This is a genomic window from Streptomyces sp. NPDC005866 (assembly GCF_040629895.1).
In the GTDB taxonomy this organism is placed as follows: Bacteria; Actinomycetota; Actinomycetes; order Streptomycetales; family Streptomycetaceae; genus Streptomyces.
In genome coordinates this window covers 20782-34458 of record NZ_JBEXWP010000017.1, presented here as the reverse complement: position 1 = coordinate 34458, position 13677 = coordinate 20782, and the positions used below count along the sequence as shown (strand labels likewise).

At 69.3% G+C, this 13677-nt stretch carries 14 protein-coding genes and 2 pseudogenes; 5 read left to right on the top strand and 11 right to left on the bottom strand.

The genetic code is table 11. The features are described from left to right. Positions 1 to 51 precede the first annotated feature (51 nt). Positions 52 to 1053 carry a helix-turn-helix domain-containing protein gene (locus ABZ396_RS24365; protein WP_358925311.1) on the bottom strand — a complete coding sequence of 334 codons (1002 nt, stop codon included), beginning with the start codon at positions 1051 to 1053 and terminating at the stop codon, positions 52 to 54. 280 nt (positions 1054 to 1333) lie between these two features. Between ABZ396_RS24365 and ABZ396_RS24360 the strand changes: the two are divergent. Then, positions 1334 to 1579, top strand: a pseudogene (locus ABZ396_RS24360) (IS3 family transposase); the annotation flags it as partial. A gap of 358 nt (positions 1580 to 1937) precedes the next feature. Further along, a complete protein-coding gene (locus tag ABZ396_RS24355) occupies positions 1938 to 3041 on the top strand; it encodes a Gfo/Idh/MocA family oxidoreductase (RefSeq protein ID WP_358925310.1) in 1104 nt (367 codons plus the stop codon). 111 nt (positions 3042 to 3152) lie between these two features. Here ABZ396_RS24355 and ABZ396_RS24350 read toward each other — a convergent pair whose 3' ends face one another. Next, positions 3153 to 4010, bottom strand: a complete 858-nt coding sequence (locus ABZ396_RS24350) for an NAD(P)-dependent oxidoreductase (RefSeq protein ID WP_358925308.1) — start codon at positions 4008 to 4010, stop codon at positions 3153 to 3155. A gap of 236 nt (positions 4011 to 4246) precedes the next feature. Between ABZ396_RS24350 and ABZ396_RS24345 the strand changes: the two are divergent. Continuing rightward, positions 4247 to 4354: pseudogene (locus ABZ396_RS24345) on the top strand (integrase); the annotation flags it as partial. Between the two features lie 130 nt (positions 4355 to 4484). Here ABZ396_RS24345 and ABZ396_RS24340 read toward each other — a convergent pair. Next, on the bottom strand, positions 4485 to 5207 hold the full coding sequence (locus ABZ396_RS24340) for a hypothetical protein (protein ID WP_358925306.1): 723 nt from the start codon (positions 5205 to 5207) through the stop codon (positions 4485 to 4487). A gap of 19 nt (positions 5208 to 5226) precedes the next feature. Next, positions 5227 to 5718 carry a peroxiredoxin family protein gene (locus ABZ396_RS24335; protein ID WP_358925305.1) on the bottom strand — a complete coding sequence of 164 codons (492 nt, stop codon included), beginning with the start codon at positions 5716 to 5718 and terminating at the stop codon, positions 5227 to 5229. A gap of 260 nt (positions 5719 to 5978) precedes the next feature. On the opposite strand from ABZ396_RS24335, the gene ABZ396_RS24330 reads away from it, so the two are divergent. Beyond that, positions 5979 to 6758 carry an SDR family oxidoreductase gene (locus ABZ396_RS24330; protein WP_358925303.1) on the top strand — a complete coding sequence of 260 codons (780 nt, stop codon included), beginning with the start codon at positions 5979 to 5981 and terminating at the stop codon, positions 6756 to 6758. Between the two features lie 7 nt (positions 6759 to 6765). Here the strand turns inward: ABZ396_RS24330 and ABZ396_RS24325 are convergent, their stop codons facing one another. Genes ABZ396_RS24325 through ABZ396_RS24315 form a run of 3 tightly spaced genes read right to left on the bottom strand, consistent with a single transcriptional unit; the run spans position 6766 to position 8373 of the window. Then, on the bottom strand, positions 6766 to 7464 hold the full coding sequence (locus ABZ396_RS24325) for a haloacid dehalogenase type II (protein ID WP_358925301.1): 699 nt from the start codon (positions 7462 to 7464) through the stop codon (positions 6766 to 6768). Positions 7465 to 7510: 46 nt separating this feature from the next. Further along, a complete protein-coding gene (locus ABZ396_RS24320) occupies positions 7511 to 7726 on the bottom strand; it encodes a hypothetical protein (RefSeq protein ID WP_358925299.1) in 216 nt (71 codons plus the stop codon). Beyond that, complete coding sequence (locus tag ABZ396_RS24315; RefSeq protein ID WP_358925298.1) at positions 7723 to 8373, bottom strand: sigma-70 family RNA polymerase sigma factor; 651 nt, start codon at positions 8371 to 8373, stop codon at positions 7723 to 7725. Before ABZ396_RS24315 ends, ABZ396_RS24320 begins: the two co-directional genes overlap by 4 nt. A gap of 192 nt (positions 8374 to 8565) precedes the next feature. Between ABZ396_RS24315 and ABZ396_RS24310 the strand changes: the two genes are divergently transcribed. Then, positions 8566 to 8877 (top strand): hypothetical protein, encoded by a 312-nt coding sequence (locus ABZ396_RS24310; RefSeq protein ID WP_358925297.1) that lies wholly within the window; start codon positions 8566 to 8568, stop codon positions 8875 to 8877. Here the strand turns inward: ABZ396_RS24310 and ABZ396_RS24305 are convergent. From ABZ396_RS24305 to ABZ396_RS24290, 4 genes are read right to left on the bottom strand one after another with little or no spacing between them, the layout of a single operon-like run. Next, on the bottom strand, positions 8870 to 10600 hold the full coding sequence (locus tag ABZ396_RS24305) for a CocE/NonD family hydrolase (RefSeq protein WP_358925295.1): 1731 nt from the start codon (positions 10598 to 10600) through the stop codon (positions 8870 to 8872). The genes ABZ396_RS24310 and ABZ396_RS24305 overlap by 8 nt on opposite strands. Beyond that, positions 10597 to 11349 carry a metal-dependent hydrolase gene (locus ABZ396_RS24300; protein ID WP_358925293.1) on the bottom strand — a complete coding sequence of 251 codons (753 nt, stop codon included), beginning with the start codon at positions 11347 to 11349 and terminating at the stop codon, positions 10597 to 10599. The genes ABZ396_RS24305 and ABZ396_RS24300 overlap by 4 nt, the downstream gene beginning before the upstream one ends. A gap of 46 nt (positions 11350 to 11395) precedes the next feature. Next, a complete protein-coding gene (locus tag ABZ396_RS24295; protein WP_358925291.1) occupies positions 11396 to 12169 on the bottom strand; it encodes a glucose 1-dehydrogenase in 774 nt (257 codons plus the stop codon). Next, the gene (locus ABZ396_RS24290) at positions 12166 to 13575 is read right to left on the bottom strand and encodes a cytosine permease (protein ID WP_358925289.1); all 1410 of its coding nucleotides are present in this window, start codon (positions 13573 to 13575) and stop codon (positions 12166 to 12168) included. Before ABZ396_RS24290 ends, ABZ396_RS24295 begins: the two co-directional genes overlap by 4 nt. Positions 13576 to 13677: the final 102 nt, after the last annotated feature.

Below are 13677 nucleotides of genomic sequence, written 5' to 3'. Positions count from 1 at the left end.
GGCACGCGTCACGTGAAGTCTGCGGCGCGACGGGGCGTATGTCGTTGTCGGTCAGCGCCCGGCCGTTGACGATGGGTGACTCCCACGGCAGGCGAGTGACACGTGCCGGTACTCACTGGGGGACATGCCGTAGGCGGCGCGGAAGACACGGCTGAAGTGGGCCGGGTCGGTCAGGCCCCAGCGGGTGCTGATGGCGTGGATCGGCCGGCGCCGCAGCAGGGGGTCGGCCAGGTCGCGGTGGCAGCGCTCCAGTCGGCGTGAGCGGATCCAGCCGGCGACGGTGGTGCCCTGCTCCCCGAACAGGCGGTGCAGGGAACGGACGGAGAGGTGGTGCGCCGCGGCTATCGTGGCCGGATCCAGCCGCGGGTCTCCCAGGTGCCGTTGGACGAATGCCTGGACCTGCAGGAGCAGGGCATGGCGTTGGGTCTCGTCCGGTACCGCGGTGCCTCCGTCGAGGTGGTGGACGAGCAGCGCCGTCAGCAGTTCGACGGTGGTGTTGACCAGGTGTGTGCCCTCCGTCGCCCGGTACGCGGCGGCACCGGCGACCATCTGCCGGAGGTAACCGGAGAACAGGGCGGCGATCCCGGACGCGGCCGGCAGGCATAACGGGATCAGTCGTTCCACCCTGTTGGCCGGCAGCGGCAGCAGCGCACGGGGAACCTGCACCATCACCCCCTCCACCGTGAGCGAGCGGTCTCCGGCCCAGCCCTCCCAGGGCCGTGTGGTGTCGTAGCACAGCAGATCGCCCGGGCCGCTCGTGATGTCCCTGCCGCCCTGGACGATCCGGTGGCCTCCGCGCAGGTTCACCATCGCCTGATAGCACTCGGGGTCGCCCCGCCGGATCAGCCTGGTGGTGCGCAGGGTCTCCAACGGCGGGTAGGACAAGGCACTTACCTGCACCGTGCCGAGATCCAGCAGCCGCACGCTCGCCCGGAAGTCGTCTTCGTGGTCACTGCGGAGCGCGTTCGGCACCAACGTGCTCGTCATCATGGCGTCCCAGCAGTCGAACCGGTCCGCCGTGGGCAGATCCGTCGTCCGGAACTGCGTCAGCATCACCGAACACACCCCCCCGTGCGCCGAGATTCCGCCTCGATCCCGTTTCGAGGCCGTCCCATGGAGGTTGGACACACGGGAACCGCGGGCAGTTGCACACCACCCACAAACGGCTCAGGACGACTGAACGGCTGCGGGTCTGGTGGAGGCTCTGGTACGCCCCGGTCCTGATGGAGGCGGGTTGCCGGACAATTGACGACCCAGCAGGCTTCGGAGGCCGTGATGCCGAACCGAAGACGCAGATCAGCCGCGTCCACACAGACAACTTCAGCTCTACGGGGTCCGCAAAATATGGCGGCAACTCCACCGCGAAGGCATAGCCGTGTTCCGCTGCACCGTCGCCCGGCTGATGCACGACCTCGGCCTGGAAGGCGTCCGGCGCGGCAACAAGATCCGCACCACCGTCCGGGACGACGACCAGGAACGGGCCACGGACCCGCTTGAACGCGACTTCACGGCGTCCCGTCCGAAGGAGCGGTGGGTGGCGGACTTCACCTATGTCGCCACCTGGTCCGGGATCGTCTAAGAGGCTCATGACGAATTGCTGGCCATGACATACGCCGCACGGCCGTACCCAGCGCCCCCGTACCGGTTCAGAAAGCTGCGCTCGGGCTGCATGCCGTTGCGCGTCCTCTGCCTGTTCCGTTGAGGCGGAACAGCGACGACTCGGCTGCGACCTGCGGTGATCGCCCGATCCGGGACACGGTCCAGCACGGATCCGGCAGCCGGACCACACTGCTGGTCGGTGCGGCTCGCCTGAGGCTCTCGCCGCCCGCAGGTCGCCTCAGACCGAGCCCTCTCGCAGGCTTGCCGGTCCGCTGCGGCGGCGCGCCGGGTAGGCGCCGGGTTTAGACTCGCGGCGCGGATGAGGGAGGAACGGACACGTGAGCGCAGCACCCATACGTTTCGGCATCGTGGGCAGTGGCTGGCGGGCCGGGTTCTTCGCCCGGCTGGCGAGGGCCCTGCCCGAACGGCTGGCGGTGGCCGGCGTGGTGACGCGGTCGGCCGCACGCGCCCAGCAGGTGGAGGCGGAGTGGGGGGTGCCCGCCTTCCGAAGCCTCGACGAACTGTGCCGCACCGGGCCGGAGTTCGTGATTCCGTCGGTGCCGTGGGACGTCACGCCCCAGGTCGTAGGAGAACTCGTCGAGCGCGACGTACCGGTCCTCGCGGAAACACCGCCCGCCCCCGACGTACGCGGGCTGCGGGAGTTGTGGGCTGCCGTGGGGGGCGCCACGCGCGCCGACGGCAGCGCACTCGTCCAGGTCGCGGAGCAGTACACGCTGATGCCCGGCCACGCTGCTCGTATCGCGCTCGTGCGAGAGGGGGTGATCGGCGAGGTCACGTCGGTCCAGGTGTCCTCGACGCACATGTATCACGCGATGTCGCTGATCCGGCACACGCTGGGCGTCGGTTCCGATCCCGCAATGGTGACGGCCCGGGCCTTCACCGCCCCGCTCGCCGACCCGCTGTCCCCCGGCGGCTGGTCGGACGACCTCACGCCCAAGGACGCCGTCACCACCCTCGCCTTCCTGGACTTCGGCGGGGCCCGCACAGGGCTCTACGACTTCACGGACAACCAGTGGTGGAATCCACTGCGCGCCCGCCGGATCGTGGTGCGCGGTTCCCTCGGCGAGATCGTGGACGACACCGTGGTGCGGATGGCCGGTCCGCGCACGCCCATCGAGTCCCCGCTGATACGGCGCCGCACCGGCACGGACCTCAACCTGGAAGGGGCGGAGGTGCACCACATCTCCTTCGACGGACGGGTGGTGTGGCGCAACGACTATCTGGGGGCGAGTCTGTCCGAGGACGACCTCGCCGTGGTGGACCTGCTGTGCCGCACGGGCGCATGGGCGCGGGACGCCGCGCCGGAACCGTATCCGCTGGCCGAGGGCTGCCAGGACCATCTGCTGGCCCTGGCGGTCGAGGAATCGGCGGCTACGGGGTCACCCGTGACGACCGCGCAGGAGGCGTGGGCGACCCGCTGATCCCGCGTCCCGTCCAGCCTGCGGCCGATGACCGGCTGATCCCCGACCGTGGCGCACTCGGCGCCGCAGTCCCCCGCCCCGGCTCTCGGCCGGGGCGCTGCCCGGACTGGCTCAGTCGTTCACATGGTCCCGCCACGAGTGCTGCGGCTCGTACCCCAGCACCTCACGGGCCCGCCGCACGCTGAGCAGCGTCTCGTACGTCCCGATCTCCCGGGTCAGCCTCACGTCGGGGAAGACCGCGGCGAGAAGGTCCGCGGAGGGGCGATCCATGACCGTGTCGGCCGCGGCGATGACATAGCTGGACGCACCCGTGACGGGGGCGGCCAACCCACGCCGACACGCCTGCGCCACGTCGCGCGCGTCCACGTAACCCCACAGGTTCCACTTGCGCGCGTGCGGGTCGGACCAGTACCCGGGCACCAGCGCGTAGTCCTCCACCAGGTGGACGTTGGACAGCCGCAGGGCCACGAAGGGAATGCCCGACCAACCGGAGATCTGCTCCGCCGCGGTCTCGCCGAGGACCTTGGACAGCGCGTAGGTGGAGGTCGGGTAGGGGTAGTGGTCCTCGTCCACGGGGGCGTAGCGGGGCGGAACATCGAAGGGCAGGCCAAGGGTGGTCTCGCTGGACGCCCATACGACGCGGCCCAGCTTGTTGTGCGCGGCGGCGAGGAAGACGTTGTCGTTCATCGCCGTGTTCGTGGTGAGTGTGTGGGCGGCCGGGTGGAGGCCGGGGGCCGGAATGTTGGCCAGGTGGACGACGCTTCCGGCTGCGCTCAGTGCGTCCACGGCCTGACCGTAGTCCGTGAGGTCGGCACGCAGCAGCGGCACGCCGAGCCGGTTCGCCCACGCCCGCTCGGCCGGTCCCACCGCAACGTCCACGGCAAGCACCTCGTACCCCTGCTCGACCAGATCCGCGACCACGACCCGGCCGGTCTTCCCGGTCGCCCCCGTTACAGCCACTGTGCTCATGTGCTGCGCTCCCGACTCGAACCTTTGCTCTGATGGTGGCCCCATCCTCCCTCCGGCCGCCGCGCGATGGCAGCGGAATCCGCTGGTCGGACACCCGGCACCGAGCGGTGAAAGCTCGCCGCAAGCACCGCCGTCGCCGACAGAGCACCCTCGACGCCACCTCACCGGCGTCTGCGCCGTGCCGTCCGACAGGGGGCGTACTCACCCAGGACTGAGGGCGCACCGTCCGCGTACCGATGTGGGAGATCCTCCGCGAGCACGGCATCCCATCCGCGCCCGAGCGGCAGAGCACGACCTGGGCCGACTTCCTGCGCAGCCAGGCCGAAGCGCTGCTCACCTGCGACTTTCTTTAGACGCGCCCCGGCAGGGCCCGCGAGGAGGTCGCGGCCACAGGACGCCAGCCGATCCGCCGGCACCGGGACCGGGTCTTCGGGCGGCTGAGGAGGGGCCACTGTCGTCCGGGAGACTGGGTCATCATGACGCCGTCTTGCGGCTGCCGGCGTGCCAGTCTTCCTCTGCGCCGGCCGTGCCGGGCTCTACGCCGAAGCTGCGCAGTTGCGGCCGTTCGCGCAGGCTCCGCTTGAGCTCGGCGAAGCCGGGGAACGCGGCGAGCGCCGTGACGTGGTCCCAGAGCCGGACGGCATCCTCGGGGCCGGGAAGCCTGCTGATCACCGGGCCGAAGAACGCCGCGCCGGCCGGCGGGCCGAAGTGGATGATCGGCGTGCCGACATCCCTGCCCGTCAGCGACAGTGCCTCGTCGCCTTCGGCGCGTATCTCGCCGTCCCATCGCGTGTCGTCGAGCGCGTCCGCCAGGCCGGCGGGCAGGGCCGCCCTGGCGAGCAGCGGCTCGACGAAGGCGCGGCTGCCCCGGGTGGCGGGTGTCAGCTCGGCGGCGCCGGGAGCGTCGAAGATCTCGCTGCTGACAGCCTTGTAGAAAGCCCCGGCGGCGTCCTGCCCGTGCTCTGCCCGCGCCCGCGCCGCGACCCGCAGCAGCCGCAGCCCCGAGGTGTGCCCCTCCTCGTAGCCGGCGGGGAAGTGGCTGTCGTAGTCGAGCCCGGAGTTGATCACGCGGAGCGAGATGAAGCGCCAGTCGACGGTGTAGTCCCGCTGCGCCGCGACCATGCGCACCCACTTGCTCGTCATCCAGGCGAACGGGCATACAGGGTCGAAGTAGAAGTGGATGTCCGCATCCGTCATGCCGCCGTCTCCTGTTCCGTCAGGCCGTCGTGGAGGCCGAGTGCTCGCGCAGGTAGCGGACCAGGCCCACGACATCGTCGGGGACGAGCCGCCCGATAGCGCCGCTTGAATACACGCTGACCACGACGTTACCCGCCGGGTCCAGCACGAACCCGGTGGACTGCAGGTACACCGGGTCAGGGTTGACGAAGGCCCCGGTGACCTCGGCGACCGCTTCCGCGTCGGCCCCGTAGCCGACGGGGAAAGTCAGCTTGTGCTTGGCGACCAGCGCGGCGGTGCTCTCCTTGTCGTCGACCGAGAGGGCGGCGACCCGGATGCCGTTGTCCGCAAGCGTCTGGCCGGCCCGCTCGAAGGTGCGCAGCTGCGCGTTGCAGTACGGGCACCAGGCGCCCCGGTAGAAGAGCACGACGGCGAAGTCGCCGGCGAACGCGTCCGGGAGGGCGAGCGACTGCCCGTCGGTGGTACTGATCGTCAGCCGCGGGAACGGGTCGCCGAGGTTGAGCAGGGGCATCGGAATTCTCCTTCAACGTTGTTCGCGGCGATGCCGGACCGGACCGCCTGGTACGTACGCGTCGGTTCCGCCCCGGGTCTTACCGGTGGATCCCGGGGTCTTACCGTGGTCTTACCGGTGAATTCCGCGCGGACGGACCTGGTAAGACACCGCCGCCGCGCGCCGCTAAGCAGGCATCCGGGAAATTCAAGAGCAGTCAGCGGAACGACCACGGGTGACTCCCCGTGCCGCTCGAACTGACCACCGTTGAGGAGACCGCAGTGGCAGCTGACTTCACTGGCAAGACCGCGCTGATCACCGGTGCCGGACGGGGCATCGGCCGCGCCGTCGCGCTCGGGCTCGGCGGCGCCGGTGCCCGCGTGGTCCTGCTCGCGCGCACCGCCGAACAGTTGGACGAGACCCGCGCCCTGCTGGCCGAACAGGGTGTTCCCGCGGAGCGCGTCCGCGTGGTGCCGGCCGACCTGGCCGACGAGGAGCAGCGCGGCCACGCCGCAGCGGCCGTGCTCACGGCGGGCCGCGTCGACATCCTGGTCAACAACGCGGCCACCGTCGAGCCGCTCGGGCCCACCGCCGGCATCGCGGCGGCGGACCTGCGCCTGGCGTTCGAAGTCAATGTCGTCGCGCCGGCCGCGCTCACCGCCGCCGTCGTGCCCGGCATGCTCGACGTGGGCTGGGGCCGCGTCGTCAACGTCTCCAGCGGGATCGTCGCCAAGCCGGCCGGCATGGTCCGCGGGAACGCCTACGCGACCACGAAGGCCGCCCTGGAGGCGCACACCGTGAACCTCGCCGCCGAACTGCGCGGCACCGGCGTTACCGTGAACGCCTACCGGCCGGGCGGGGTCGACACCGCCATGCAGGCCTGGATCCGGCAGCAGGACCCCGAGCATATCGGCCCCGGCCTGCACGAGCGGTTCAACAGGAACTTCGCCGAGGGCACCCTCATCACCCCGGAGCACTCGGCCGCTGTCCTGCTCGCCCACCTGGCGGGCAGCGACACCGGCGTCATCTGGGACGTCAGCACCGCCCCCGCCGCGGCCTGACGCGCGGTCAGCGGGTCGGCGCCGCGGTCCAGCAGGCCAGCGCCGCGGGCAGGCGGTCCAGAGCGGGCACGGTGAGGTCCGGCTGCGCCCCGATCGTGTCGAACGGGGCGGCGGAGCGGTTCACCCAGGCCGTGCGCATCCCGGCGGCGCCGGCCCCGACGCTGTCGAACGCGTTGCAGGTGACGAGGCGGATCTGCCCGATCGGCAGGGACAGCCGTCCGGCCGCGTGCTGGTACGCCACGGGCGACGGCTTGAACGCGCGCGCCTCGTCGACGCTGATCCGCTGGCCGATGAAGTCCCCCAGGCCGCTGTTGTCAAGGCAGTTTCCGATCATGGAGGGGGTCCCGTTGGAAAACACCGCGAGCTCGTACCCCATGCCGGCGAGCGCCCGCAGCGCGGGCACGGCGTCGGGGAACGGCTGCAGGTGGTCATAGAACTCGATCAGCCGCTGGGCCTGCCCGTCCGGCAGGTGTGCCCCGAGGGAGGCGAGGGTGAAGTCAAGCGCGCGTGACGTCACCCAGCGGAAGTCCTCGTAACGGCCCATAGCCGTGAGCCGGAAAGAGTACTCCAGCTGCTTCACTCGCCAGAGCCTGGCCGCCTCGCGGCCGTCGGCGTCGCCGAGGACCCGGCCGAGCTCGCCGGAGATGGCGATCGGGTCAACCAGCGTCCCGTACAGGTCGAACGCCAGTACCTCGCGTCTTGTCACCGCGCCTCCAGTGTTGTCCGCCTCGCCGGGCTTGGGCGAAGCCGGGCTAGCCGTCGATAGCCGCCAGGAGGAGCCCGGTGAAGTCCTCACCGCACGGGCCGCAGGCCCGCAGGTGCGCCGCGACCCCGGGGTAGCGCGCAGCCGCATCCTCGCCGAAGGCCACGAGGTCGACATAGGTGTGCAGGACGGCCATCGCCTCGTCACAGCCGACATCGCGCGGGTCGGTTCGCAGGAACCGCTCCAGTCCGTCGAACTCGCTCATCCCCGCTCCAAGCCCGGCTCGTCCAGGTACCCGTTGGCGACCAGCGCCCGGCGGATCTTTCGCCGCGCGTCGAAAATCACCTTGTATATGGCGTTACGCCGCACGCCCAGCTCGGCGGTCAGCGCGTCGAGTGGTATCCCGTCGACCACGATCGCCACGAAAACGCGCCGTTGGTGGCTGGTCAGCTCGTCCTCGACGACCCGGCGCACCTCCGCGAGGATGCCCGCCGCCTCCGCGTGCCGCGCCGGGTCGATCCCGAGCCGGTCGGGAAGCCGCTCCCACTGCCCGGCGTCCAGCGCGACCGGCGGATTGCGCCAGTAGTGACGGCCGAGCTTGCTCGACACCTCCAGGATGACGAACCGGTACGCCCACGTGATGAACCTGCTCTCGCCCCGAAAATCAGCGAGCTTCGCCAGGATCGCGAGCATGGCGTCGCCAGCAGCCTGGTGCGCGACGTCATCGAGTTCCGGGCCGGTAACCGGAGTGCTGGCCGAACGGCGCCGGACCTCGGCCAGCGCGATGCGGACCAGCCGCGCGTGCAGTTCGCGCTCGGCCGCCCGCCGCTCCTCTCCCCCGGCGCCCAGGTGGCGCAGCCAGGCCGAGGACTCCTCGTCCAGATCCTCAGCCGGCACCCTGAGACGCTCCACGCCCGACAGGTTACCGCCGTAGCGCCACTGACCATCTATCGGGCGGCTTCCGGGACCGCTCTGGGCCAGCGATAGAGGGCACGGAGGAGGCGTTATCGTCTGTCTCGGTGACCCTGTGGGGTACCGAGAGTCACACACGGCTCCTGAACACGCACATTGCAGCTTAAGGCGATCATGGGAGGCTCGGGCTGCATGGCGTTGCGCGTGCTCTACCTGATCTTCGTTCGGCTTCTCGGACTGATCCTGCTGATGTCACGCTGGCAGGAGGCCAAGGGTGTCGAGCTGCTCGCGCTGCGCCATGAGGTCGCGGTGCTGCGCCGGCAGCTCGGCCTCCGACGGAACCTTTCCTGGCCGGAACGCGCGGTACCCGCCGGCCTGTACTCAGGAGGGGTTCGAGAGCCCGTCGTCGGCGGGGTTGCAAGCCGCCGGCCTCGGTGCACGCCGGTTGAAGGTGCGGCGTCAGGTCAGCCGGCCGAGGTCTTCGGCAAGCGCAGCGTCAGGTAGCGACGGGGAGGAACAGACGCGTAGGACGCTGTTCATCGTGGTAAATGACCTGGGTTGCGACGACGCCGTCGAGTTGCCCGACCTCACCCACTCGTTGGCCGGTGTTGGGGTTGATGTCGTGGGCTGGGAAGTCACTGCTGGTGATCTGCACACGGATTCGATGCCCTGTGGCGAACTCCCAGCAGGCCGGCCCCAAGGAGATGTCGTACTCGTACGAGACACCCGGTTCCACCAGGTTCGCGGTGTCCAGTCCGTCGCGGTACCGGGCTCGAAGGATTCCTTGGCTGACGTTGACCGTGCTTCCGTCCTCCCCCACGTCGACGAGCCGTACCACCCAGTCGGTGTCGACCGCCGAGGTTGCGGCGTGGAGCTTCAGGCGGACGTCTCCGATGACCCGTACGGGTTGCTCCAGTAGTGACGTGCTGTAGACCAAGACGTCGTTGCGAATCTCGACCGCGTGCTGGCAGGCAGGGCCCATAGGGGATACCGAGGCGTCGCAGCAGGAGCGGCCGCCTGCGCTGGGGGCAGGGTTGCCCGGGTCGTAGACGTAGACGTCGGGTGGCTCGTCGGCGGGTGGGCTCTTGGTGAGTTCGCCCGTGCCTGACAACGAGTTCGCCCTGCCGTCGGAACGCAGGAACCATTCCTGAACAGTGGTCCGAGGCGGTGGCCATGTGTCGGCGTCGAGCCACGTGTTGGCCCCCATGACGAACAGCCGTACAGGTGGGCCCAGCTCGGTGGGACGGTCCTTGAGCCAGTGGTCGAACCACTGCAGTTGGAGTTCGTTGATGCGGTTGATCGCCTCGGCACCGAAGTCGGTGCCGCCGACGATCGGCGCCCACGGGATGTGCACCCACGGGCCCACGACTAGACGGTGTCTGTCGGTCCGGTCACCGGCGCGCCGGGCGAGTTCGGCATAATTCTTGACCGTGCCTGGGGAGAACGTGTCGTACCAGCCGCCGAAGTGCAGGCACGGCACGGTGATGTCGTCGTAGCGGTGCTCGAGCGAGATCTGTTTCCAGTAGTCGTCGCGACGGTCGTGTTCGAGCCAGTCGAAGAAGAACTGCGCGACCTCGGTGCCCGCGAGCAGCGAAAACTCTTCGAGCGGCCGCTCGCGGTACAGCGCCGGGACGTCGCCGAGCCGGCGAGCGATCGCCGCTGCGACGTCGGGGCGTCCGCGGCGCAGCGCGTCGGGGATGGCAAGCAGCTGTGCCGTCCAGGAGACGATGAACGCCAGGTTCAACGCCCCGCCCTCGTACGTCCAGTCCGCGTAGTAGTCACTGCTGGTGAACCCGGGCGCGCAGCAGACGAGCGCCGGCGGCCGCTGGGTTGCGGCGAGCAGTTGGGTGGCTCCGGCGTAGGAGAAGCCGTAGGTGCCGACCCGGCCATTGCTGTTCGGCAGTTGCGCCGCCCACTGCACACTGTCGTAGCCGTCCTCGGCTTCGTGCCGCAGCGGGGCGAAGTCACCGTCGGACGCGTGGCGGCCGCGGGTGTCCTGCACCACGACGAGGTAGCCGTGCCTGGCGTACCACGAGGGGTGGCGGTAGACGATCGACTGTGCGATCGACTTGTCGTAGGGGATGCGCAGCAGGAGTACCGGGTGGTCGCCGGGCGTATCCGGTGCGTAGACGTCGGCGCGCAGCACCGTACCGTCGCGCATGGTCGCCTCGACGTCTCGTTCCAGCCGCACGCCGGGGAACAGTGCCGGGCTGTCCCCGGCGGTCACTGGTGGCTCCTTGCCGTGAGCGGCACCGACTGCCCCGGTTCGATGACCTCCACGTCCACTGTCGTCCCACGCTCGGTCAGGTGGCGGATGAGCTCCTCCGGGGTACCGGTGAGGATCGGGAAGGTGCCGTAGTGGATGGGCACCGCCCGGTCGAGGCCGAGCAGTCCGACCGCGTGGGCGGCCTCGCGGGGGCCCATGTTGTAGTGCCCGTCGATCGGGAAGAGCCCGATATGGGGGGCGTACAGGTCACGGATCAGGGCCATGTCGCCGAATACGTTGGTGTCCCCGGAGACGTAGACCCGCCCCTCGCCGGATCGCGGCGACGCGATGAACCCGACCGGGTCGCCGCCGTAGGCGTTCGGTGTTCCCTCGGTGACGGCGATCCCACACGAGTGGTCGGCCGAGACCATGGTGAGCTCGACGTCGCCGACCTGGATGGTGCCCCCCTTGTTCATCTCGATCACCTCGGACACGCCGGCCGAGCTGAAGTACGCGGCCAGTTCCGGGGTGCAGATGACCGGGGCGCCGGTCTCGGCGGCGAGGGGGATCACCGAGCCGATGTGGTCGAAGTGCCCGTGCGTCACGGCGATCCCGTCGAGGGGCCCGATGTCCGTCAGACCCTCGGGACGCTTGGGGTTGCCCTCCAGCCACGGGTCGAACATGATCCGGGTACCGGCCTCAGTCGCCATCAATACGGTGGCGTGCCCGAGCCACGTCAGGGTGCCGGGTGCTCCGACAGAGTCGCTCACGGGGTTCCTTTCGTACGTACGGTCCTGTGCTGCGAGGTCGTATCCGTCATGCGGCGTTCCAGCCGCCGTCGACGACCAGCGCCGCACCGGTCATGAACCTGGACGCGTCGTCGGCGAGGAACGCCGCCGCGTCGGCGATCTCCGCGGGGGTGGCCAGGTACCGGTCGCCGTCGAGACGCAGTGGCGTCATCCGTTCCCACTCGGCCGCGATCTCCGGCCGGGCGCGGTGGATTCGGTTGAACTCGGTCGCGGTGGCGCCCGGGCACAGGGCGTTGACCCTGATCCCGTCGTGACCCACCTCGACGGCCAACGCCTGGGTCATCGAGGCCACAGCACCCTTGGAGGTGGAGTAGGCGACGGCGTCGGTGGCGCCCACGAAGGCGAAGTTCGAAGCCACGTTGACTATGACACCGCGTCCGGCCTGCCGGCGCATCTGGGCCACGGCGCGGCGTGCGCACAGGAACGAGCCGCGGACGTTGGTCCGCATCACGAGGTCGAATTCCTCGACGGTCAGCTCGGCCAGCGATTTGAACGCGGTGACGCCGGCGTTGTTGACCAGGATGTCGACGCTGCCGAAAGCGGAGACGGCGGCATCGAACAGCCGGTCCACATCGGCCGGTTCCCCGACGTCTCCCCGTACCAGGACCGCGTCCCCCAACTGCGCGGCAAGCCGGTCACCGGGCGTGCCGTCGTCACGGGACGTCTCGGCGCTGTCGCCGAGTACGATCCGGGCGCCGTCGTCAGCCAGTCGGGTCGCGATCGCCCGACCGATGCCGGACAACCCACCCGTGACGACTGCGACCTTTCCCTGCAAGCTCACGAGGCATCTCCTATCTGTACCGACGAGGTACGCGGCGACGCTGCCGCTGGGTTGCGGCGGCCATCGCGGGCGGTGGCATCGGTGCCGCCGGGCCGGAGCTTCCCTGTGATTGTTGATATTGCCCAGTAGCTGATGCTGGAGACGACGAAGCACACCACACCGCCGCCGAGCGAGGGAACGCCGTTGTGCACGAGTTCGTAGGCGATCGCACCGATCACCCACGCGACCAGTCCGATGATGTGGAACCCGCCGGTGCCCCAGTAGAGGCCCTTGGGCCGGTACAGCTCGGCGACGTCGTAGTGCCTCTTGCGAACAACGTAATAGTCGGTCAGCACGATCGCGAAGAGCGGGATCAGCATGATGCCCTGGAACGACAGCCAGTTCAGCACGGAACCGAGCAGGTTGACCGTCACCGCTGCGACGATGACTACGGCACCGGTGCCGTAGTTGATCCGGCGGATCGGTACCTTGGGTACGATGTTGAGAAGCGACATCGACGCCGAGTACATGATCAGTGCGGCGGTCGCGATCGTGGCGAACATCGCGACGAAGAAGGCCACCAAGCCGAAGACGGTGCCGTGATGCACCATGGCCAGCAGCGCATTGGGGTTGCCGAGCCCTACCGCCGCGATCTGCCCGACGAGGAGCATGAACAGCGCGACGGGCAGCGACAGGAACGCCGACCAGAACGAACCGCGTCGGCTCTTGCCGTACCTGGTGTAGTCGCTGACCATCGGGACCCAGGTCAGTGCCGAGATGAACATGGCGTCGAACGCCAGCATGAAGGTCAGGTGCCCCTTGCCGGCCGTGTGCCAGAGCTGGGTCAGATGCTGGCCGCTGAGCACCGCGTACAGGGCCATGGCGACGAGCACGACGACCACCGGGACGAGGAACCGTTCCAGAAGGCGCAGCAACCGGTGTCCGAGGCTGACCACGACGACAATGGACAGGCCGACGATGATGCTGTACAGGGAGGTGTAACCCATGCCCCACTGAGCGCCGATGGTCCCCATCAGCTTGCCGGCCAGCTGTACATGCACGCTGTCCCAGCCGGTCAACTCAATGAAGGCGATCAAGGCGGGCAGCCACGACCCGTAGCGCCCGAAAGCCGGCCGGGTGCAGACCATCGTGCTCGCCCCGGTCTGCCAGCCGATCACCCCGACGGCGCCGAGAACCAGGAAGCCGACGATCGATCCGACCACCGTGATCAAAAACGCGTTGCCCAGCGTCAGGCCGGCGGTCACGGTCCCTCCGACGAGGAAGTACGAGACCGGAACCTGCATGCCCAAAAAGACGAACAGCAACGCCCAGAATGAGTAGTCACGCTTGTTGTGCGGCACAGCATCGAGGCTGTCCGCGCCGGAGTGATCCGCGCCCTGGGCTGTGATAACCGATTCGTCGCTCATAACTCTCCTCGATCCCGATAGATCAGCCTTCGGCGCGGGCGACGGCGGCCCTCGACTCTTGAAGAACTGACGATGTGACCGCTATCGCCAGGAACAAGATGC

Excerpts from the sequence above, each read along its gene's own strand:
- ABZ396_RS24365 (WP_358925311.1), bottom strand. The coding sequence starts at position 1,053 with ATGCTGACGCAGTTCCGGACGACGGATCTGCCCACGGCGGACCGGTTC.
- ABZ396_RS24350 (WP_358925308.1), bottom strand. The coding sequence starts at position 4,010 with ATGAGCACAGTGGCTGTAACGGGGGCGACCGGGAAGACCGGCCGGGTC.
- ABZ396_RS24340 (WP_358925306.1), bottom strand. The coding sequence starts at position 5,207 with ATGACGGATGCGGACATCCACTTCTACTTCGACCCTGTATGCCCGTTC.
- ABZ396_RS24335 (WP_358925305.1), bottom strand. The coding sequence starts at position 5,718 with ATGCCCCTGCTCAACCTCGGCGACCCGTTCCCGCGGCTGACGATCAGT.
- ABZ396_RS24320 (WP_358925299.1), bottom strand. The coding sequence starts at position 7,726 with ATGAGCGAGTTCGACGGACTGGAGCGGTTCCTGCGAACCGACCCGCGC.
- ABZ396_RS24310 (WP_358925297.1), top strand. The coding sequence starts at position 8,566 with ATGGCGTTGCGCGTGCTCTACCTGATCTTCGTTCGGCTTCTCGGACTG.
- ABZ396_RS24290 (WP_358925289.1), bottom strand. The coding sequence starts at position 13,575 with ATGAGCGACGAATCGGTTATCACAGCCCAGGGCGCGGATCACTCCGGC.